This is a genomic window from Hydrogenophaga sp. YM1, from assembly GCF_016903055.1.
Classification (GTDB): domain Bacteria; phylum Pseudomonadota; class Gammaproteobacteria; order Burkholderiales; family Burkholderiaceae_C; genus Hydrogenophaga; species Hydrogenophaga borbori.
In genome coordinates this window covers 1,801,803-1,823,011 of record NZ_CP070223.1, presented here as the reverse complement: position 1 = coordinate 1,823,011, position 21,209 = coordinate 1,801,803, and the positions used below count along the sequence as shown (strand labels likewise).

The window sequence follows — 21,209 nt, the reverse complement described above, 5'->3', positions numbered from 1 at the left end:
CGATCCCGGCCCCACCCACGGGTCTCCACCAGCCAACCCCGCCGCCTTGGTGCTCGGCGCCAACCCCGGCCCCTTCAGCGCCACGCCGCCCACGCCGAACGAGCTGCGCGAACGCTACGGCCTGCAGAGCCAGCTGGAACCGCAGGCCGCATGGGACCCCGTCGCTGGCACCTGGACATGGGCGGGGCTGACCTATCCCGAGAAATGCCTGACAGACAAGCCGTCGCGTCGCGAGCAAGTCCTGTTCTACAGAGACATCGGCCGCCTGCTGAAAGGACCGCCGCCCGCGCCCTGGGGCCTGGTGGCGCGGGTGGTCGTCGCGGCCATGAAGCGGCACCAATGGCAGCCCGACAGCGGGCTCTGGCTGTCCTGGGCCCTCGAGGCCAGCCGGCACGGCGACATGCAGCCCGCGCTCCAGCAGCTTCGCCTCATCGAGAGCGACTGGGGACCCGATGAAGCCCGGCGCCAGTGGTTCCTCCGTCTGTACGACCACCTCAAGTCGGGCATGCCCTGGAGCGACAAGCTCGCCGCCGACCAGGTGGTGCAGGCGGAGCTGAACTGGGCGCTCAGCGCGAAGAACGAATGGGCGCTGTGTCTGCTCTGCGCGCAACGCGGCGACGCCACCCCCCTCATCGACCTGCTCGCGCAGGCACAGGCCACCGACCTGGTCGATCGCGAGCGCCTGGGCCAACTCCTGGCGCTGTGCCAAAACCCCCAGTGCGCCCTCACGGCGAACGCCCTCGTCCGACTGATCGACGCCGCCCAGCCCCACCTCGGCCCACACGACGATCTGCGCCAAGGCTTCAAGGCGCTGCGGGAAACACGCCAATGGCGCCAGAGCCGGCGCGCGCCGCTGGCGGGCCAGGCGCTGGCGGCGCTGGGCGCCTGGTTCACCCTCGAAACCACGGGCGACGGAACGGCGGTGATTCGCACGTCTCGCGCCAGAGCCCCCGCGACGAAGGAAGACCAGGCGCGCTTCGAAGCCCTTCTGTTCAGCTGGATGGACGTCGCGCTGCAAGACAAAGCCCATGCCTGGTCAGACCTGCTGGGCATCGTCACCCACCTGGAAGGCGTCTGGCGGCTGCGCATCGACCGGGTGATGCTGCTGGACCTCTGCCTGGCCCACGCCCGGCGCGCGCGCGCCCCCAAGGTCTTGCTGGACCACCTGCAGCCCCCCTGGCAGGACGAACGCCCCCATGAGCCGGCCCTGCTGGCCATCCTGGGCATCGCCAGCGACAGCCAGCTGAACGACATCATCCGCGCCGCCCTGATCCAGCGGCTGTGGCACTGGGTCCATCCCACGCAAAACATTGAACTGGTCGACGCCTGCGTTCGGGCCGTCCTCTCGCTGCCGCCCGCCCTGCGCGACAACTGCATCGAGGGCTTCGTGGCCACGTACGGCGGGGGTTCGGACATGAGGCGCTGGTTCGGCCGCCTCGCCGAACAGGGCGAAGCGACGCCGCCCGACCCCGCGGCCCTGCTGGAGGCGGCCTTGGCGGCGGTCCCCCAGTTTCCCCCCCAGGTCCCATGGCCCGCCTGCCGCGCCTTGAGCCGCGTGCTGCTGGCGCGCGTCGCGCCCGCCCTGTGGCAAGCCATGCAACAGAACCCGCAACACGGCCCGGCCACGCACCGGGTCTTCGACGCCTTGGCCCGCCTGGCGACACCCACCTCGGGCGCCCTGTCGATCGCCATTCCCCAGCTGTTCGACCTGGTGCGGGACCTGGCCGACGCCTTGCCGCCGGCCGATCGTTTGTCCGGCCTCCAGGGCCTGTTCAACGCGAGCCTGGAGTGGCCGGGTGCGCCTGCCCTGCAGGCCGCTTGGCAAGGCGCCCTGCAAGCGTTGATCGCGTACGCGACACCCCTGCGCGATCTGCCGCCCTCGCCGGAGACGAACCAGCCCGTGGTCGACGAGGCGGCCGTGCTGTTCGCCCATGGCTTCCTGAGCCAGCTGGCGGCCCGCGACCAGCAGGAAGAGTCCCGGCGGCACTGGCTGAACGCCCTGTCTCAGCGTTTCGACCGGTCCATCACCAAGAACCACGCGCCGGACATCGCCCAACTCATCCACACGCTGTTCAAGCCCAAGCCCCTCCACTGAACCCGGTCCATGTCCTGCAGCAAGGCCTTCTCCACCTCCCACGCACGGCGCCACCCATGGCCTGGCCCGGGCCTGCCGACCCCCAGCCCCCACCCACCGCACAGCCCACTCGCCGTCGGGCGTGCCGCGCGGCTGGTGCGCGACAACCCCCCGCCCTTCAGCCACCACCGGCCGCCCAACCCGGCCTCGACCCTCTGGTTGCTGCTCATGCCCCGCTTGCCGGCGCGCACCCCGGAGCAGGCGGCGACGCACGCCGCTGTCCTGCGCGTGCTGCTGGCGCAACCAGACCCCGCGGCGCGCGCGGACCTGTTCCGCGGCTACGAGCGGTGGCATCCCTTCCATGCGCCCAGCGACCCCACCGCCCGCCTCTTCCACCTGGTGTCCCACCTGCAAAAGCCCGAGCACCGAGCGACCGAACGCACCTGGGCGGCCCTGCACCGCGCACCCAGCCCGGGCCCATCGACGGACTGGACCGTGTGGCGCGAGCTCTGCCGCGTGCTGGCCGCGCAGTTGGCGCCGGTGGTGCAATCGTTCCAGCGGTCCCGGCAGTCGGCGCCGAACCAGCGCCGGCTCGACGACCTCGTCCTGCGCGCGCTGCTGCGCCTGTCGGACCCCGATGGGGGCGATGCCGCGACGGCCATCCAGCACCTGTTCGAGTTGCTCAGCGACTTGACGCACGCGATCGACGTGGCGCATCGACCGCACTTCGCGCAGCGGCTCTATGGCGCCTGTGCTTCGTGGATCCAGCAGTCGATGCGCCCCCCCGTCGCCCCTTTCACGCCGGCCCGGCCGCCCGTCCACCTCCTGGCCCTGCAAGGGGCCCTGTACGTGCTGCGCAAGGGCCTGGGCCCCTCTGGGGATGCGTCGCCGCTGCGCGCGCCGCCAGGGCTGGCCCACACAGTGTCCACCTTCGCCCAGTTGTTCTATGCCCTGCACGCGCCCGATCCCGCGCAACGCCAGCGCCAGCTGGCCGCGCTGCGCGATCGCGTCGAGACCGATGCGCTGCTGTCGACGCACCGCGAGGACGCGGCCCAGGCCCTTCAAGGCCTGCTGTCGTTCTATCTGCACGATTGAAGCCGTCTCGCGGACGGGCCGGGGGAACCTGGGCCTGGGCGGCCCGCCCCCTAAAATCCCGGCCCGACCATGACCGACCCCCGCCACGCGCAACCGCGCACTCCCCCCAGCGACGTGCCCTACCTGCGGCAGGTCAAGAGCTACGTGCTGCGCGCGGGCCGCACCACGGCCGCGCAGGCCAAGGCCTACGAGGTGTATGGCCCGCGCTTCCTACTGCCTTACACCGCCGACCAGCGCCTGGACGCCCGCGCCGCCTTCGGCCGCGAGGCCCCGCTGGTGCTGGAGATCGGCTTCGGCATGGGCGGCGCCACCGCCCACATCGCCAGCGTGCGGCCGCAGGACAACTTCCTCTGCTGCGAGGTGCACGAGCCCGGCGTGGGCGCGCTGCTCAAGCTCGCCGGCGACGGCGGGCTGGAGAACATCCGCATCCTGCGCCACGACGCGGTCGAGGTCATGGACCACATGCTGGCCGACGCCAGCCTGGACGGCGTGCACGTGTTTTTTCCCGACCCCTGGCACAAGACCAAGCACCACAAGCGCCGCCTGATCCAGGGCCCGTTCGTCAACCGCCTGGCGAACAAGCTCAAGCCCGGCGGCTACCTGCACCTGGCCACCGACTGGCAGCCCTACGCCGAGCAGATGCTGGAGGTGCTGCGCGCCGAGCCCCTGCTGTGCAACACGGTCGAAGGCTACGCCCCCAAGCCCGACTACCGCCCCCTCACCAAGTTCGAGAACCGCGGTTTGAAGCTCGGCCACGGCGTGTGGGACCTGGTCTGGCGCCGGGTCTGAGCGCGCCAGCCCTCAGCCCTTCATAAGGACCCGGGCAAGGGCCGTGGCGACTCAAGGCCGCACGGGGCCGGCCGACCCCGCCATCGGAGCCCCCCTTTGATCCCCCGCCAGACCCAGCCCCGTCCATACAACGCCTCGCCTTCGTCCAGCGCGCGCGGGCGCACCCCACCGCCAGGAAACCCGGACCCGGCGCCGTCAGCCCCCAGCCTCGCTTCGCGCATCGCCGCCGTGATTGCGGGCCACCTGGGGCCGTTCGCTCGGTCCGGCCCACCGGGTGCCCGCCACTTGGACGAGCGCGCGCTGCCTGTGCTGCTGCAGCAAGCCAGCGACCGGCAATCCACGCCCCAGGAGCGGCTCGTGCGGTTCGAGGCCATCTTCGATCAACTGCCGGCGCGCGACGGCGCAAGCGGCCCGCTGCACGCGCGGTGCCTACGGGCCATCCTGACGCTGATCGACCCCGTGGAGCGCCGAGACCTCTTCTTGCACTACCACCGCCGGCACCGCTTCCAGCTGCGAACCGACCCCACGCCCCGCCTGTTCGCTCTGGTGTCGGAACTGCAGAAGCCGGAACACCGCCCGACCCCAAACGCCTGGGCGTCGCTGGACCGCGTGTGGTCGCCTGGCCCCTCCACGAACTGGCCGGTCTGGCGCGGGCTCTGCCGCGTGCTGGCCGCGCAGATGGCGGAGGTCATCCAGGCGTTCCAGCAATCCAGGGAATCGCCGAAGAACAAGCGCGACTTCAATGAGCTCGTCCTGCGCGCGGTGCTGCGGCTGGCGGCGCCCGCCGGCGGCGATGCGGCGACCACCCTCACCCGCCAGTTCGAACTGCTGAGCGACCTAGCTCATGCCCTGGCGGCAGACCACCGCTGCAGCGGCCTGCACCTGCTCGAAACCGCTTGTGCCGAGTGGATCGAGAAAGAAATGAACAACTGGCCCAGCAAGCCGATGGCCGAGCTGGAGACGGAGCTGGGCCTGCTGGCGGCCCTGCGTCTCGTCGGCGAGCAGCACAGCGGCCGTGGCCAGGGGCGAAGCGCCGTCCGCCTGGACGACGGCCGTGCCGAGTCCGCCGTGCAAGGCTTCTTCGATCGGTTAAAGAAGGGCCAGCGCCTCCAGGAGGCCGCAAATCTCTAGGGAAGCTCTGCACAACGTTCGCCGCACAGCGTTCGGCGCACGCCCCAACCATTGCTCAGCGTCAGCGGCGTGTGCAACTGCGCCGTGTTCTTGGCCAAGCCGCAGTGGCGCACCTTCACATGCCTGCACCGGCGCTGGATGGGCCACCCCCTGGTCGCCCGGGTCGGCATCCACCCTGATGTGTGCTTGCATCCCGAAGTGCCACTGCTTGCCCTTCTGGCGCGCTCTCTTGGTCCTGCGCTCGAATCCGCTTTCGCCCAGGCTCATTTGCCTCATGCGGCAATGCCTCACATCGCGCGGGCGGGCCAGCGTTGGTGCAGATCCTCCCGAGTCAGACAGGATGCCTCCCTATCCCGCGGAGGTTGCGTGTTTTCAGTAGAAAGCGCTACCGGGACTCCAGGGCGTGAAATCTACATGCGCGATGGAACGATTTGCAGAGCCGTCCAGGATGAGTGCTTTGAACTCGTCCCCATTGCAATGGCGGCTCTATCGCACCGAGACAAGCCGGCTTTCGCGTTGTGATGGATGGAAAGCGACTGACCCTCCAAATTTACGAAAATATTTTCATGGCATACTGGCGAGAATTCGCCGGAATAGGCGACCCCTAGCGTGGGGCGTCACATCGAAAGAGTATTGCAATGCGCCTGGATCTACACGAGGCCAATCGCCTCTCCTGGAATGCCGCGACAGTCGCCCACAACAGCCATAAGGCAGACCAAGCCGCTTTTTTCCGCGAGGGTGGTTCGACATTGTTCCCTGAAGAACGCGACCTTCTTGGCGAGGTTGCGGGTTTGAGCCTGCTCCATTTGCAATGCAATTCCGGCCAGGACAGCTTGAGCCTCGCACGCCTCGGTGCCGAGGTGACAGGTGTCGACATCTCCGACGAGGCGATAGGATTTGCTCGGCGTCTTTCGGTCGAAAGCGGCATATGGGCTCAGTTTGAGCGAGAGGACCTGTTTACCTGGTTCGAGCAAGCGGCAAGCAGTCGCCGGCTATTCGACCGGGTTTTCACCTCTTACGGCACGATCTGCTGGCTTTCGGACCTCGATGTCTGGGCGCGGGGCATTGCCAGCGTCCTGCAGTCACGCGGTCGTTTCACCTTCATGGAGTTCCACCCCTTTGCCATGGTGTTCGATGAGAAGTGGCAGCCGCACCATGACTATTTCAATACAGCCCCGATCGAGGAAGGTGGCGTCGGCGACTATGTGGCCGAGTCCGAAGACGGACTAATTCCTGGGGACAAATCGGCAGGAATTGTCGGCTTTCGCAATCCGCACCGCTCGTACGAGTTCTATTGGGGGGTGGGTGAGGTGGTTTCCGCGCTCATCGGTGCAGGACTGACACTCGAAAAAATGGTTGAGTTCCCCTATGCCAACGGCTGGCGCGGTTTCGAGGGCATGCGCGACATTGGTGGCCGACGCATGGTCCCGCCTGCCAATATGCCATCCATTCCACTCATGTACGGTCTTGTCGCGGTTAAGCCCTGAATATGCGGCAGCATCTAACACCGTTTCCGGCGGAGCAATATGAACTGCGCCAACAACCGGCAAAAAAGTCTATTACCACCCATGCCCCCGACAGATGAAATGCACAATCGATATGGAAAATTGGCCTCTTGGGTTTACAACTTAGACAAGCCGGTCGGCCGTTCCTTTGGGGATATCGAATACTATCGACAGCGCCTCCAAAATGGCCCGACCGGCCCTATTCTTGAGCCCGCTGTCGGCAACGGCCGAATTTTTGTGCCAATGCTTGAGGCTGGTTTTCAAATTGAGGGCTTCGATGCGTCCAATGAGATGCTTGATTATTGCCGAAGTGAGTGCCGTGCCCGAAATCTCTCCGCCAGCCTGAAGCAACAGACATTCGAAGAATTTTTCTACGAGAAGAGCTTTGCCGCCATCATCGTTCCAGCGGGGTCGTTTCAGCTGGTTACGGACGTGGCCTCCGCTGGCGCCTTATTGAAGCGGTTCCATGATCAGTTGTCGCCCAATGGGAGGGTGATCATAGACCTCGATGCCATCGGCGGATTTCTTGGGCCTTCCGCTTCTGTTCGCAGTTGGGTGACGGAAGACGGCGACCTGCTGACATTGACGGATCATCGGCTCGAAACCAACCACATCTCGCAGACGACCCTTTCCTATCTCCGCTACGAGCACTGGCAAAATGGACGCCTAATGGCGACCGAGCTCGATTTGTTCAAATTGCGCTGGTGGGGTGTCCATGAATTCTCGCTCGCGTTGCGAGAGGCCGGTTTCACTGATGTGGTGGTGTCAGGCAACTACCAGCACGGAAAAGCGCCGCAGAAGGACGACGACATCATCAGCTTTGAAGCGCGGCGCCCGTAGAGTGCTGTCTGCCACTGAAAACTGACCCGGCGGGGGCGCGGATGGAATCTTGGACGACTTGGAGGGTAGTTCATGTATTCATACGAAGAGGGCAGTGCGCAGCGCAGTCGGTCGGCCCCGTGCTGTTGAGGCTCGGCGACGACCCGCGGGTGCGCCACGCCAGCCCGCTGCCCGTGCCCGACGCCCCCGGCCGTCGCCTGCTGTACAAAGCGTCCCTCTCGCCCGTCTGACACCCGCATGGCGCACCGCCCCAAGAACCCCCTGATTCCCACGCGCGAGGGCGTGTCGCCCAGCTGCGTGGCCATTCCCTTCACCCAACCGGCGCCCTGGGCCTCGGTGCTGCAGTTCCTGAGCGAGCGCTTGCCGGTGATCGCCCCCGGCGAATGGGCGCGGCGCCTGGCGCGCGGCGAGGTGCTGGACGACCATGGCCAGGCCCTGGCGCCCGAAGCCCCCTGCGAGCCCGGCGCCCGGCTCTACTACTGGCGCCATGTCGAGGACGAAGCGGAGATTCCCTTCGAGCCCCAGATCCTGTTCCAGGACGGGCACCTGCTGGTGGCCGACAAGCCGCACTTCATGCCCGTCACGCCCAGCGGGCGCTATGTGCGGCACAGCCTGATGGTGCGGCTCAAGCAGCGCACAGGCCTCGACTCGCTCAACCCCATCCACCGCATCGACCGCGAAACCGCCGGCCTGGTGGTGTTCAACCTCCGGCCGCAGGACCGCAACGCCTACCATGCGCTGTTCCGCGAGCGCGCGGTCGACAAGGCCTACGAGGCCATCGCGCCGCACGACCCCACGCTCGCGCTGCCCCTCACCCGCCGCAGCCGCATCGAAGAGGACGTGGAGGCCTTCTTCCGCATGGTGGAGGCCGAGGGCGAGCCCAACAGCGAGACGCGCGTCGAGCGCCTGGAGGTGCGCGGCGCCTGGGCCCGCTATGGCCTGGCACCGCTCACCGGCAAGCGCCACCAGCTGCGCGTGCACCTCGACGCCCTGGGCCTGCCCATTGCGGGCGACCAGTTCTACCCGCGCGTGCGGCGCGGCCCCGACGGGGTCGAAGATTTCACCGAACCCTTGCGGCTGCTGGCGAGCGCCATCGCTTTCACCGACCCGGTGACGGGCCAGGCCCGGCGCTTCGAGAGCGCGCGCACGCTGGACTGGCCCTTGCCCTGACCGGCGGTCGCCCACAGGCGCAGGCGATCCGCTGGCGGGGAACGCCAGGTCAAGAAAACCTCGAAGCTGCCGACGAGAGGGTGGGCCACCGCCCTCGCTGTCCCCGCTGTCGCGCTTTCGCCTTACATGCCCCGCACTTCCATCGATACGCCCGCCGCCGTCGTGCAGGCGCTCAACCACGACGGCGCCGTGCTGCCCCCGCGCAGCTCCTGCGACGTGTTCTCCCAGACCCAGGCCAAGGTGCAGTGCATGGTCTGCATCGCGCCGGCCATGAAGCGCACCGTGCCCCACGTGGTGGTGGTGCTGATGGGCGCCGACCGCCACGACCAGCGCGAGGCCGCGACCGTGCTGCAGCGCCTGCTGGGCGAGGGCTCGGCCACGCCGGTCGACCTGCGCGTGCTGCAGTCCGGTGGCGTCACCCTCATGCTGGCCCCCTGGGCCGCGCGCGAGCTGGTGCGCGGCGTGGCCGACTCGGTGGCCAAGAGCTGGCACCCGCAGCGCATCACGGTGGACGGCTCGCGCCTCGACGGCGACGGCGTGGTCGTGGTGCCCGGCCCGGGCTCTCAGGGCGACATGGCGGTGGAAATCCGCCAGGCGCTGGAGTCCTTCGTGGCGGACACCGGTTCGCTGTGGGAACACGCCCGCCGCCTGCTCTCCAGCAAGACCGAGCCCAAGCGCTGGACGCTGCCCCTGGGCTGCAGCGTGATCGAACGCCACGAGGGCCGCCAGGTCTGCTGGGACATCGGCTTTGAGGACATGCGCAAGCTGGAGCGCGCGGTCGCCCTGGTCGACGCGCGCCTGGCCATGGGCCGCGACCACCTGCTGCGCCCCTGGGCCGCCGCCGAGGAAGACGCGGTGGAAACCCGCCTGCCCTCGATCTCGCTGATGGCCCTCGCGCCCTCGCGCGAAGCGCGCGCGCAACTGGCCCGCCTGCTGCGCAACGTGCTGTTCCAGATCGGCCGGCTGGGCTTCGTGGCCTCGCGCCCGGCGGACCTGGCGGACACCTCGGGCCAGCCGGGCTGATCAGACGCGCTCGGCCACCCAGCCCTGCACCGAGGCCAGGGCCTTCGCCAGCCCGCTCGGGTCGGTGCCGCCGGCCATGGCCATGTCGGGCTTGCCGCCACCCTTGCCGCCCACCTGCTGGGCGACGAAGTTCACCAGCTCGCCGGCCTTCACCTTGCCCACGCTGTCGGCCGTGACGCCGGCGGCCAGCTGCACCTTGCCGCCGTCCACCGCCGCCAGCACGATGGCCGCGCTCTTGAGCTTGTCCTTGAGCTTGTCCATCGTGTCGCGCAGGGTCTTGGCGTCGGCGCCGTCCAGCGTGGCGGCCAGCACCTTCAGGCCCTTCACGTCCACCGCGCGGCCCAGCAGCTCGTCGCCCTGGCTGGACGCCAGCTTGCCCTTGAGCGCGGCGATTTCCTTCTCCAGCGCCTTGATCTGCTCCAGCGTCTGGCCCACGCGCGCGGTGAGCTCGGCCACCGGCGCCTTCAGCGCGCCCGCGGCCTGGGCCACGGTGCTTTCCAGCGACTGCAGGTAGGCCAGCGCGTTCTCGCCGGTGACGGCCTCGATGCGGCGCACGCCGGCGGCCACGCCGCCCTCGCCCACCACCTTGAACAGGCCGATGTCGCCGGTGCGCGTCACGTGCGTGCCGCCACACAGCTCGCGGCTGCTGCCGATGTCGAGCACGCGCACCGTGTCGCCGTACTTCTCGCCGAACAGCATCATGGCGCCGGTCTTCTGGGCCGACTCGATGTCCATCAGGCGCGCCTGCGTGGCCGCGTTGGCCAGGATCTCGGCATTGACCAGGGCCTCGATGCGGCGAACCTGTTCGTCGGTGAGGGGCGCGTTGTGCGCGAAGTCGAAGCGCGTGCGCTCGGCGTTCACCAGCGAGCCCTTCTGCTGCACGTGATCGCCCAGCACCTCGCGCAGGGCCTTGTGCATCAGGTGGGTGGCGCTGTGGTTGCGCACGGTGGCGGCGCGCTGCGCGGTGTTCACCTGCGCGTTCACCGCGTCACCGACGTTGAGCGTGCCCTGCTCCACCGTGCCGTGGTGGCCGTACACGTCGGCCTTGATCTTCTGCGTGTCGGCCACCGCGAAGCGCGCCGAGCCGGCCGTGATCAGGCCTTCGTCGCCCACCTGGCCGCCGCTCTCGGCGTAGAAGGGCGTGCTGTCGAGCACCACCACCCCGCTCTGCCCGCTCTTGAGCGCGGCCACCGGCGTGCCGTCGAGGTAGAGCGCGACGATCTTGCCCGGGGCCTCGAGCCGCTCGTAGCCCACGAACTGGTTGCCCGCGCCGCCGTACTCCAGCGCCTTGTCCATCTTGAACTTGCCAGCCGCGCGGGCCTGCGCCTTCTGGCGCTCCATGGCGGCCTGGAAGCCGGCCTCGTCCACCGCCACGCCGCGCTCGCGGCAGACGTCGTTGGTCAGGTCCAGCGGGAAGCCGTAGGTGTCGTGCAGCTTGAAGGCAATCTCGCCGGACAGGATCCTCATGTTGCCCGGAGGAAGATCACCCATCGGTTCGTTGACAGGGCCGGTCCTTTCATCAATCCGGGCGACTTCCTCGTCCAGGATCTCCATGCCATTGGCCAGCGTTTCATAGAAGCGCTCTTCCTCGGCCTTGAGCACCTCGACGATGCGCTGCTCCTGGCGGGCCAGGTTGGGGTAGGCCGCGCCCATGAGCCGCACCAGCACCGGCACCAGCTTGTGGAAGAAGGGCGTCTTCTGGCCCAGCTTGTAGCCGTGGCGGATGGCCCGGCGCACGATGCGGCGCTGCACGTAGCCGCGGCCCTCGTTGCTGGGGATGACACCGTCGCTCACCAGGAAGGCGGTGGCGCGGATGTGGTCGGCGATGACCTTGAGCGAGGGGTTGGCCAGGTCGCTGGTGTGGGTCTCGCGCGCGGCGGCCTCGATCAGCGCCGCGAAGATGTCGATCTGGTAGTTGCTGTGCACGTGCTGCAGGATGGCGGCCAGGCGCTCCAGGCCCATGCCGGTGTCCACGCAGGGCGCGGGCAGCGGCACCACGCTGCCGTCTTCCTTCATGTCGAACTGCATGAACACGTGGTTCCAGATCTCGATGAAGCGGTCGCCGTCCTCGTCGGGGCTGCCCGGGGGGCCGCCGGGGATGTGCGGGCCGTGGTCGTAGAAGATTTCCGAGCAGGGGCCGCAGGGGCCGGTGTCGGCCATCATCCAGAAGTTGTCGCTCTTGTACTTGCCGCCCTTGTTGTCGCCAATGCGGATCACGCGCTCGGGCGGCAGGCCGATCTCCTTCGTCCAGATGTCGAAGGCCTCGTCGTCGTCGATGTAGACGGTGGCGAGCAGGCGCTCCTTGGGCAGCTTGTAGACCTCGGTCAGCAGTTCCCAGCCCCACTTCAGGCTCTCGCGCTTGAAGTAGTCGCCGAAGCTCCAGTTGCCCAGCATCTCGAAGAAGGTGTGGTGGCGCGCGGTGTAGCCCACGTTCTCCAGGTCGTTGTGCTTGCCGCCGGCGCGCAGGCAGGCCTGCACGGACGCGGCCCGCACGTAGGGGCGCTTGTCGGTGCCCAGGAACACGTCCTTGAACTGCACCATGCCCGAGTTGGTGAACATGAGCGTGGGGTCGTTGCCCGGCACCAGCGGGCTGGACGGCACCACCGTGTGCCCCTTGGAGGCGAAGAAGTCCAGGAAGCTCTTGCGGATGTCGGCGACGGAGACGGGAGCGGTCGTGGGGGCTGTCATAGGACCTTTGGGGCTGCGGAATGGGAGCGCGCCGGGCACGCGAACCCGCTATTTTCCAACATGCGGGACAGGCGCCCCCATCCCGGGGAAAACCACCGCCCCGGGTGGGCGGTCGCCAGCGCTCACACACCCCCGTCCCCCCCCCCGGGGCTATGCTCCCACCCCGGATCGGGAGCACAATCGCGCCCTGAATTATTTAACAAGTTAAATTTTCACCTTCCCGCTGCCTCGCGAACCGACGGAGACACCCATGGACATGAAAACCTCCCCCCTGGCCCTGCTGAAAGACCCCAGCCTGCTCAAGACCGACGGCCTCATCAACGGCCAGTGGGTCAAGGGCGGCGCCCGCTTCGACGTGCACGACCCCGCCACCGGCCTGAAGCTGGCCGATGTGGCCAACCTGGGCGCGGCCGACGCGGAAGCCGCCATCGCCGCCGCCGACAAGGCCTGGCCGGCCTGGCGCGCGCGCAGCGCCAAGGAGCGCGCCAACCTGCTGCGCAAGTGGTACGACCTGCTGATGGCGAACCAGGAAGACCTGGGCCGCATCCTCACCGCCGAGCAGGGCAAGCCCTTTGCCGAGGGCAAGGGCGAGATCGCCTACGGCGCCAGCTTCGTCGAGTGGTTCGCCGAGGAGGCCAAGCGCGTCAACGGCGAGACCCTGCCCACCTTCGACCCCAACCGCCGCCTGCTGGTGCTCAAGCAGCCCATCGGCGTGTGCGCGGCCATCACGCCCTGGAACTTCCCCCTGGCCATGATCACGCGCAAGGTGGCGCCGGCCCTGGCCGCCGGCTGCCCGGTGGTCATCAAGCCGGCCGAGCTCACGCCGCTGACCGCCCTGGCCGCCGCCGAGCTGGCCGTGCGCGCGGGCATCCCGGCTGGCGTGCTCAACGTCATCACCGCCGACTCGCAGCAGAGCATCGCCGTGGGCAAGGCCCTGTGCGCCAGCGACACGGTGCGCCACCTGAGCTTCACCGGCTCCACCGAGGTCGGCCGCATCCTCATGGCGCAGTGCGCGCCCACGGTGAAGAAGCTGGCGCTGGAGCTGGGCGGCAACGCCCCCTTCATCGTCTTCGACGACGCCGACATCGACTCCGCCGTGGAAGGCGCCCTGGCCAGCAAGTACCGCAACGCCGGCCAGACCTGCGTCTGCGCCAACCGCTTCTACGTGCAGGCCGGCGTGTACGACGAGTTCGTGCAGAAGTTCGCCGCCAAGGTCCAGGCCTTCAAGGTGGGCAACGGTTTTGAAGACGGCGTGGTGCAGGGCCCGCTGATCGAGGACGCGGCGGTGGAGAAGGTGCAGCGCCACGTGGACGACGCCGTGGCCAAGGGTGGCACGGTGGTGGCCGGCGGCAAGAAGCTGCAGGGCCAGTTCTTCGAGCCCACGGTGGTGGCCGGCGCCAAGGCCGACATGCTGTGCGCGCGCGAGGAGACCTTCGGCCCCTTCGCGCCGGTCTTCAAGTTTCAGACCGAGCAGGAGGCGATCGACGCCGCGAACAACACCGAGTTCGGCCTGGCCAGCTACTTCTACAGCCGCGACGTGGGCCGCATCTTCCGCGTGAGCGAGGCGCTGGAGTACGGCATGGTGGGCATCAACGTGGGCATCCTGGCCACCGAGCACGTGCCCTTCGGCGGCGTCAAGCAGTCCGGCCTGGGCCGCGAAGGCTCGCACCACGGCATGGACGACTACGTCGAGATCAAGTACCTGTGCCTGGGGGATGTTCTGAAGTGAGCTCCCCGATGCGGTTCAGCGACTGGAACAACCCCTACCCCGTCTCGCGCGCGCCGCTGATGGCGCGCAACGCGGTGGCCACCACCCAGCCGCTGGCCGCGATGGCCGGGCTGCGCATGCTGCTCAAGGGCGGCAACGCGATCGACGCGGCCATCGCGACCGCCGCCGCGCTGACGGTGGTGGAGCCCTGCTCCAACGGCCTGGGCAGCGACAACTTCGCCATCGTCTGGGACGGCGAGCGCCTGCACGGCATGAACTCATCGGGCGTGGCGCCCATGGGCTGGAGCAAGGCCTACTTCGACCAGAAGCACGGCGGCCAGATGCCCCTGCGCGGCTTCGACGCCGTCACCGTGCCCGGCGCCGTGGGCGGCTGGGCGGCGCTGTCCGAGCGCTTCGGCGCCCTGCCCTTCGCCGACCTGATGGCGCCCGCCATCGAACTCGCCGAGCGCGGCCACGCGGTGGCGCCGGTGATCGCGAAGAAGTGGGCGCAGGCCGTGCCCCTGCTGCGCGACAAGCCCGGCTTCGCCCAGGCCTTCCTGCCGCGCGGGCGCGCGCCGCAGGCGGGCGAGCGCTTCGCTTTCCCCGACGCGGCCCGCGCGCTGCGCGCCATCGCCCAAACCCGCGGCGAGGCCTTCTACCGCGGCGAGATCGCCGCCGCCATCGAGGCCTTCGCCCGTGAGCACGGCGCCCAGCTGCGCGCCAGCGACCTCGCCGCCCACCAGGCGCAATGGGTGCGGCCCATCGAGATCGGTTTCGCCGGTCACACGGTGCACGAACTGCCGCCCAACGGCCAGGGCATCGCCGCGCTGATGGCGCTGGGCATGCTGGAGCAGCTGGACATCGGCCGCTTCGGGGCCGACAGCATCGAAGGCCAGCACCTGCAGATCGAGGCCATGAAGCTGGCCTTCGCCGACACCTACCGCTGGGTGGCCGACGAGCGCTACATGACCGAGGTCACCGCGGCCGATCTGCTGGACCCCGCCTACCTGCGCGAGCGCGCCCAGCGCATCGACCCCAAGCGCGCCATCGACCCCGGGCCGGGCGAGCCGCCGCGCGGCGGCACGGTGTACCTCACCACCGCCGACGCGCAGGGCCGCATGGTCAGCCTGATCCAGTCCAACTACCTGGGCTTCGGCAGCGGCGTGGTGGTGCCCGGCTGGGGCGTGAGCCTGCAGAACCGCGGCCACGGCTTCACGCTGCAGGACGGCCACCCCAACCAGGTGGCGCCGGGCAAGCGGCCCTTCCACACCATCATCCCGGGCTTTCTCACGCGCGGCGGCCAGCCGGTGATGGGCTTTGGCGTGATGGGCGCCAACATGCAGCCCCAGGGCCACGTGCAAACGCTGGTGCGCATGCTGGTGCACGGCCAGCAGCCGCAGGCCGCCAGCGACGCGCCGCGTTGGAAGTGGGGCAAGGGTCTGGACGTGGACTTCGAGTCCACCATGAACCCCGCGCTGCGCGAGGGCCTCAAGGCCTTGGGCCACCGCTTCGAGCCCACCGCCGACAGCTACCTCGACTTCGGCAGCGGCCAGTTCATCGCACGCCTGAGCGACGACCTGGAGGACGGCTACGTGGCCGCCAGCGATTCGCGGCGCGACGGGCAAGCGGTGGGGTTTTGAGCGCCCCGGCGGCGCGCCCCCCTTTCTGCGCCATCGACTTCGGCACCTCCAACTCGGCCATCGCGCTGCCGGCACCCGGCGGCGGCGTCGAGCTGGTCGAGGTGGAGCCCGGCCGGCGCACCATGCCCACCGCGGTCTTCTACCAGGTGGAGGGCCTGGCGGCCCACGAGGAGCCGCAGCGCGCGTACGGCCGCGAGGCCCTGGCCGCCTACATGCAGGGGCATGAGGGGCGGCTCATGCGCTCGATGAAGAGCATCCTCGGCTCCAGCCTGGCCGAGCAGAGCACCGAGGTGGGCGCCGGCCGATCGGTGCGCTACCTCGACGTGGTCTCGGGCTACCTGCGGCACCTGAAGTCGCTGGCCGAGCAACAGGCCGGCGCGCCGCTGGAGCGCGCGGTGCTGGGCCGCCCGGTCTATTTCGTCGATGGCGATCCGGTGCGCGACGCCCAGGCGCAGCGGGCGCTGGAAGACGCGGCGCGCGCCGTCGGCCTGCGCGAGCTGAGCGTCCAGTACGAGCCGATCGCCGCCGCGCTCGACTACGAGCAGACCGTGCAGCGCGAGCAGCTGGTGCTGGTCGCCGACATCGGCGGCGGCACCTCGGACTTCTCGCTCGTGCGCATCGGCCCCGAGCGCCGCCAGCGACTGGACCGCCAGGACGACATCCTGGCCAACCATGGCGTGCACGTCGCCGGCACCGACTTCGACCGCCACATCGAGCTGGCCAGCATCCTGCCCCTGTGCGGCTACAAAGGCCTGGGCCCGCGGCGCCCCGGCGAAACGCCGCGCGAGGTGCCCAGCCGCGTGTACTTCGACCTCGCCACCTGGCACCTCATCAACACGGTCTACAGCCCCCGGCGCATGGCCGAGCTGCGCCGCATGGGCGGCTTCTACGGCGACCCCGCGCAGTACCGGCGGCTGATGACCGTGCTGGAGCAGCGCCTGGGCCACGCCCTCGTCGGCCAGGCCGAAGCGGCCAAGATCGCCGTCGCCGAGGGCGGCGCCACCCGCATCGACCTGGCCCGGCTGGAACCCGGCCTGCAGGCCACGCTCGATGGCGCCCAGGCCGTGCAGGCGCTGGACGCGCAGCTGCAGCGCATCGTGGCGGCGGCCGACGAAACGCTGCGGGCGGCCGGCGTGCGCGCCGACGCGGTGGACGCCGTGTACTTCACCGGCGGCTCCACCGGCTTCAGGCCCCTGACCGAGCGCATCGCCGCCCGCCTGCCGGCGGCGCTGGCCTGGCATGGGGACCGCGACGCCAGCGTGGCCCGGGGGCTGGGCGTGCAGGCGCAGCGGCTGTTCGCGTGAGCGGCCGCGGCGGGCTTGCCCGGCGCGATACCGCGTATCGCTGCGAGCGATGCGCCAGCGCCATCCCCGCCCGTAGACTGCCCGGCGTTCCCTCAACGCCACGGCAGACCCCATGAACATCAGTCAGGAAGGACAAGGGCCCCTCGTGGTCCTGAGCCACGCACTCGCCCTCGACCGCCACATGTGGGACGCGCTCACGGCCCGGCTCGCGACCCACTGCACCGTGGTGCGCTACGACCACCGGGGCCATGGCCAGGGCCCGTCGCCGGAGGCGCCCTACACCATCGACGACCTGGCGGACGACGCCGCTGCCGTGATCCGCTCGGTCTCGTCGCGACCCGTGGTGTTCGCCGGCCTGTCGCTGGGCGGCATGGTCGGTCAGGCGCTGGCGGCGCGGCACCCGGCGCTGCTGCGCGGCCTGGCCGTCATCAACTCCGCGCCCCACTACGCCGACCGCGCGCTGTGGGACGCGCGCATCGAGGCCGTGCGCCGCAGCGGCATGCCCGCCGTGGCCGACGCTTCGCTCGACCGCTGGCTGACGCCGGCGTTCCGCCAGAGCCCGGCCGGCCAGGCCGTGGCCGAGCGGCTGCGCCAAAGCCTGCTGGGCACCGACACGCTAGGCTATGTGCGCGCCTGCGAGGCGATCGCGGCCATGGACCTGCGCCCGGGCAACCGGCGCATCCACACGCCCACGCTGGTCGTCGCGGGCCGGCACGACCTCGCCACGCCGCTGGCGCAGTCGCAAGCCATCGCCGCCGACATCGCGGGCGCGCGCATCGCCGAGGTGGAGGCCGCGCACATCAGCGCGGCCGAGTGCCCAGACGAACTCGCCCGCGTACTGGGCGACTGGGTGCGCGCGCTGCCCGCCGAGGCGGCCTGAGGCCGCGTGCACGCTTTGGGCTTTGGGCTTTGGGCTTTGGGCTTCAGGGGCTGCGGGTGGGCGGGCCGAGGGTTCGGGCAATGGCGGGGCGGGCTTCAATGCGCAGCCCCTCGCTGCGCGAGGGGTCCGCTGCGGTGCTCGGGTGAGCGGCCCCGCGGCGGAACTCGCTGCGTGGGCTGCGCCCACTGCGCTCAAACAGCCGCCGCGAGTCAGTTGACGAAGCGCGCTGCGCGCGCGGGCCGCCCACCCAGCGCTCCTCGCCTGCGCATAGGCGCCCACCCCGCCATTGCCCGAACCCTCGGCCTGCAGACAGGACTGGCGCGAGAAGCAAGGTTCTTTCGTTGATTGGCCAGCTCAGGTGCCGCACGCCACGGCCCTGCGCCCGGCCCTGACACCCACCACCCACCCCTCACCACCCAGGCAACGACCATCACCCGCCCGGCGCATTGGCCGCGCGGCCGTTGCGGTCGTAGGCGCGCGCCTGCAGGCGCGGGAACTCGCGGATCAGCGCCTGGCGCAGCCACTGGTTGGCCGGGTCGGTGTGCGCGCTGCGGTGCCAGTACAGGTTGGCCTGGAACGTGGGCGGCCGAAAGGGCAGCCGCACCTGCTTGATGCGCGGGTGGTCGATGATGAAATCGGCCAAGGCCTGCGGCACCACGGCCACCGCGTCGCTCTCCGCCACGATGACGGGCACGCTCATGAAGTGCGGCGTGCGCAGCACCACGTCGCGCTGCAGCTGGCGCCGCTGCAGGAAGCGGTCGAACACCTCCTGGCTTCGGCCGGTGGCCTCCACCACCACGTGCGGCAGGCGCGCGAACTGCTCCGGCGTCATGCGCTCGCCCAGCTCGGGGTGGCGCGCGGCCGCCAGGCAGGCGAACGAGTGCAGCGCGATGCGCCGGTGCATGAAGGCCGAGCCCTTGATGTCGGGGTAGAAGCCGGCCGCCATGTCCACCTCGCCCGCCGCCATGGCCTCCTCCAGGTCGCGCGGCGCCATGAACACCGAGCGCAGGCTCATGCGCGAGGCGTTTTCCTTCAAGGCCCGCAGCGCGATCGGCAGGTAGATGCCCTCGGCGATGTCGGTGAGCGCGATGCGGAACTCGCGCGTGGAGGTGGTGGGGTCGAACACCGGCGGCTTGAGCACCTCGGCGTCCACCGCGCGCATGATGCCGCGCACCGAATCGGCCAGGCTGCGCGCGCGGCTGGTGGGTTCCATGCCGCTGGCGCCACGCAGGAACAGCGGGTCGCCGAGCTGCTTGCGCAGGCGCGCCAGCGCGGTGCTCAGACCAGGCTGGCTCATGTTCAGCGCCTGCGCGGCACCGCCCACGCTCTTGGTGTCGTACACCGCGAGAAACACCCGCAGCAGGTTGAGGTCGAAGCGGGGGGCGGCGTCTTGTCCCATCTGCAATCCAGATACTGTTGATCGCCTTCATCTTATCGACTTATGGGTGGCGCGTACCTAGCATCCGCACACCTTCTTCATCCCGCCCCCACGAGACATGGACACCACCTCCTGCGAACTGCACGACGCCGACGCGTGCGCTGGCGCCGCGAGCGCACGCGCGGCCGAGGCCCCCGTGGCCCCGCCCGTGAGCCTGCGCTGGCCCGCCGGCGGCGCCACGCGCGTGCCCTACCGCGTCTTCTCCGATCCCGCCATCTACCAGATGGAGCAGGACAAGATCTTCCGCGGCCCGATCTGGCACTACCTCTGCCTGGCGGTGGAGGTGAAGAACCCCGGCGACATCCGCACCACCTGGATCGGCGACACACCCATCATCGTGACGCGCGACGAGAACGGCGAGCTGCACGCCATGGTCAACCGCTGCGCGCACAAGGGCGCCCTGGTCTGCCTCAAGGACCACGACAACAAGAAGTCGCTGACCTGCGTGTACCACGCCTGGAACTACCGGCTCGACGGCCGCCTGCGCGGCGTGGCCTTCCAGAAGGGCGTCAAGGGCAAGGGCGGCATGCCCGAGGACTTCGATGTGTCCCAGCACCGCCTGCAGCCGATCCGCGTGTCGGTGATGGCGGGCATCGTCTTCGGCACCTTCCAGGACGAGACGCCACCGCTGGAGGAATTCCTGGGCGATCGCATCACCGCCTTCCTCAAGCGCAACATGGACCACCCCCTGAAGATCCTCGGCACGCACAGCCAGATGATCCACAACAACTGGAAGCTGTACGCCGAGAACGTGCGCGACTCGTACCACGCCACGCTGCTGCACACCTTCTACACCACCTTCAAGGTGAACCGGCTCGACATGGACGGCGGCATCATCCTGTCCGAGAAGAAGTGGCACCACATCAGCTACAGCAAGCGCGCCACGCTGGACGCCGCCGCCGAGTACCAGAGCGCCGAGGTGCATTCGGCCAAGTACAGCTCCGAGCTCGACGGCCCGCAGCTGCTGCAGGCCTGGGACGGCTTCGACGACCAGATCACGCACAGCATCCAGACCATCTTTCCCACGCTGGTGAGCCAGCTCACGCTGAACTCGCTGGCGGTGCGCTTCGTGGTGCCGCGCGGCGTGGACAAGACCGAGCTGTTCTGGGTCTTCCTGGGCTACGAGACCGACACGCCAGAGCAGGAAAAGATGCGCGTGATGCAGGCCAACCTCACCGGCGCCGCCGGCCTGGTGGCGCTGGAGGACGGCTGCATCAACTCCTTCGTGCAGCGGGGCACGCGCGGCTCCGACGACAAGGCCTCGTTCATCGAGATGGGCGGCCGGCTCGCCGAATCGAACGAGTCCTCGCGCGCCACCGAAGCGGCCGTGCGCGGCTTCTGGCACGGCTACCAGACCATCATGGGATTCCACGAATGAGCGCCGCCGTTCTCTCCCCCACGCCCGCCCCGGTCCAGGCCGCGGCGCCGGCCCTTTCCCCGGCGGCGCGCGAGGCCATCGCCGACCTGCTGGAGCGCTACGGCCAGGCCCTCGACGACGACCGCGTCGAGGAATGGAGCGGCTTCTTCGAGCCGGACGGCGTCTACCAGGTGACCACGCGCGAAAACCAGCTGGCCGGCCGCCCCATCGGCATCGTGTTGTGCGAAGGCCGCGGCATGCTGGACGACCGCGTCAAGGCGCTGCGCATCGCCAACATCTTCGAGAGCCACACCCACCGCCACGTGATGGGTCGGCCCCTCATCGAACCCCGGGCCGACGGGTGCTGCGAGGTGCGCACGTCCTTCGTGATCTACCGGACCATGTACACCGGCGAGACCGAGGTCTTCGCGACAGGTCGCTACGACGACGTGCTCAAGCCGGGACCCCAGGGATGGCGAATCGCGCAAAGACGCGTCGTGCTGGATTCGCGGATGGTCGACACCTTGATGGTCTATCCGCTCTGACCCCCCACCCTTCCGGAGACAA

16 protein-coding genes are annotated in these 21,209 nt (G+C 69.4%); 14 read left to right on the top strand and 2 right to left on the bottom strand.

Annotation, left to right across the window (positions count from 1 at the left end):
• Positions 1-46 precede the first annotated feature (46 nt).
• From JNX00_RS08715 to JNX00_RS08675, 8 genes are all read left to right on the top strand, one after another.
• A complete protein-coding gene (locus JNX00_RS08715) occupies positions 47-2,095 on the top strand; it encodes a hypothetical protein (protein ID WP_204744708.1) in 2,049 nt (682 codons plus the stop codon).
• A gap of 135 nt (positions 2,096-2,230) precedes the next feature.
• A complete protein-coding gene (locus JNX00_RS08710; RefSeq protein ID WP_204744707.1) occupies positions 2,231-3,169 on the top strand; it encodes a hypothetical protein in 939 nt (312 codons plus the stop codon).
• Positions 3,170-3,238: 69 nt separating this feature from the next.
• Positions 3,239-3,958 carry a tRNA (guanosine(46)-N7)-methyltransferase TrmB gene (gene trmB, locus JNX00_RS08705; RefSeq protein WP_204744706.1) on the top strand — a complete coding sequence of 240 codons (720 nt, stop codon included), beginning with the start codon at positions 3,239-3,241 and terminating at the stop codon, positions 3,956-3,958.
• A gap of 285 nt (positions 3,959-4,243) precedes the next feature.
• Positions 4,244-5,089: a hypothetical protein gene (locus tag JNX00_RS08700; protein ID WP_204744705.1), complete on the top strand. Its 846-nt coding sequence runs from the start codon at positions 4,244-4,246 to the stop codon at positions 5,087-5,089.
• A gap of 638 nt (positions 5,090-5,727) precedes the next feature.
• A complete protein-coding gene (locus JNX00_RS08690; protein WP_204744704.1) occupies positions 5,728-6,576 on the top strand; it encodes a class I SAM-dependent methyltransferase in 849 nt (282 codons plus the stop codon).
• 39 nt (positions 6,577-6,615) lie between these two features.
• Positions 6,616-7,434 (top strand): class I SAM-dependent methyltransferase, encoded by an 819-nt coding sequence (locus tag JNX00_RS08685; protein WP_239478288.1) that lies wholly within the window; start codon positions 6,616-6,618, stop codon positions 7,432-7,434.
• Between the two features lie 237 nt (positions 7,435-7,671).
• A complete protein-coding gene (locus JNX00_RS08680; protein WP_204744703.1) occupies positions 7,672-8,604 on the top strand; it encodes a pseudouridine synthase in 933 nt (310 codons plus the stop codon).
• Positions 8,605-8,730: 126 nt separating this feature from the next.
• The gene (locus tag JNX00_RS08675; RefSeq protein ID WP_070398111.1) at positions 8,731-9,627 is read left to right on the top strand and encodes a hypothetical protein; all 897 of its coding nucleotides are present in this window, start codon (positions 8,731-8,733) and stop codon (positions 9,625-9,627) included.
• On the opposite strand, the gene alaS is transcribed toward JNX00_RS08675, so the two are convergent.
• Entirely contained in the window at positions 9,628-12,315 is a 2,688-nt protein-coding gene (gene alaS / locus JNX00_RS08670) for an alanine--tRNA ligase (protein ID WP_204744702.1), read from the bottom strand. It abuts the gene before it with no gap.
• A gap of 250 nt (positions 12,316-12,565) precedes the next feature.
• Between alaS and JNX00_RS08665 the strand changes: the two genes are divergently transcribed.
• The 4 genes from JNX00_RS08665 to JNX00_RS08650 all read left to right on the top strand — a co-directional run bounded on the left by JNX00_RS08665 (position 12,566) and on the right by JNX00_RS08650 (position 17,847).
• Positions 12,566-14,044, top strand: coding sequence for an NAD-dependent succinate-semialdehyde dehydrogenase (locus tag JNX00_RS08665; RefSeq protein ID WP_275564524.1), 1,479 nt, complete (start codon positions 12,566-12,568; stop codon positions 14,042-14,044).
• Positions 14,045-14,052: 8 nt separating this feature from the next.
• On the top strand, positions 14,053-15,663 hold the full coding sequence (locus JNX00_RS08660) for a gamma-glutamyltransferase family protein (RefSeq protein WP_204744701.1): 1,611 nt from the start codon (positions 14,053-14,055) through the stop codon (positions 15,661-15,663).
• Complete coding sequence (locus JNX00_RS08655) at positions 15,660-16,967, top strand: Hsp70 family protein (RefSeq protein ID WP_204744700.1); 1,308 nt, start codon at positions 15,660-15,662, stop codon at positions 16,965-16,967. The genes JNX00_RS08660 and JNX00_RS08655 overlap by 4 nt, the downstream gene beginning before the upstream one ends.
• Before the next feature lie 112 nt (positions 16,968-17,079).
• On the top strand, positions 17,080-17,847 hold the full coding sequence (locus JNX00_RS08650; protein ID WP_070398116.1) for an alpha/beta fold hydrolase: 768 nt from the start codon (positions 17,080-17,082) through the stop codon (positions 17,845-17,847).
• Positions 17,848-18,277: 430 nt separating this feature from the next.
• On the opposite strand, the gene JNX00_RS08645 is transcribed toward JNX00_RS08650, so the two are convergent.
• Positions 18,278-19,246: a LysR family transcriptional regulator gene (locus tag JNX00_RS08645; RefSeq protein ID WP_204744699.1), complete on the bottom strand. Its 969-nt coding sequence runs from the start codon at positions 19,244-19,246 to the stop codon at positions 18,278-18,280.
• Between the two features lie 97 nt (positions 19,247-19,343).
• Here JNX00_RS08645 and JNX00_RS08640 point away from each other — a divergent pair, with 97 nt between their 5' ends.
• Both JNX00_RS08640 and JNX00_RS08635 read left to right on the top strand, forming a co-directional pair.
• Positions 19,344-20,663 carry a Rieske 2Fe-2S domain-containing protein gene (locus JNX00_RS08640; RefSeq protein WP_239478287.1) on the top strand — a complete coding sequence of 440 codons (1,320 nt, stop codon included), beginning with the start codon at positions 19,344-19,346 and terminating at the stop codon, positions 20,661-20,663.
• Positions 20,660-21,187: an aromatic-ring-hydroxylating dioxygenase subunit beta gene (locus JNX00_RS08635; protein WP_204744698.1), complete on the top strand. Its 528-nt coding sequence runs from the start codon at positions 20,660-20,662 to the stop codon at positions 21,185-21,187. The genes JNX00_RS08640 and JNX00_RS08635 overlap by 4 nt, the downstream gene beginning before the upstream one ends.
• Positions 21,188-21,209 lie beyond the last annotated feature (22 nt).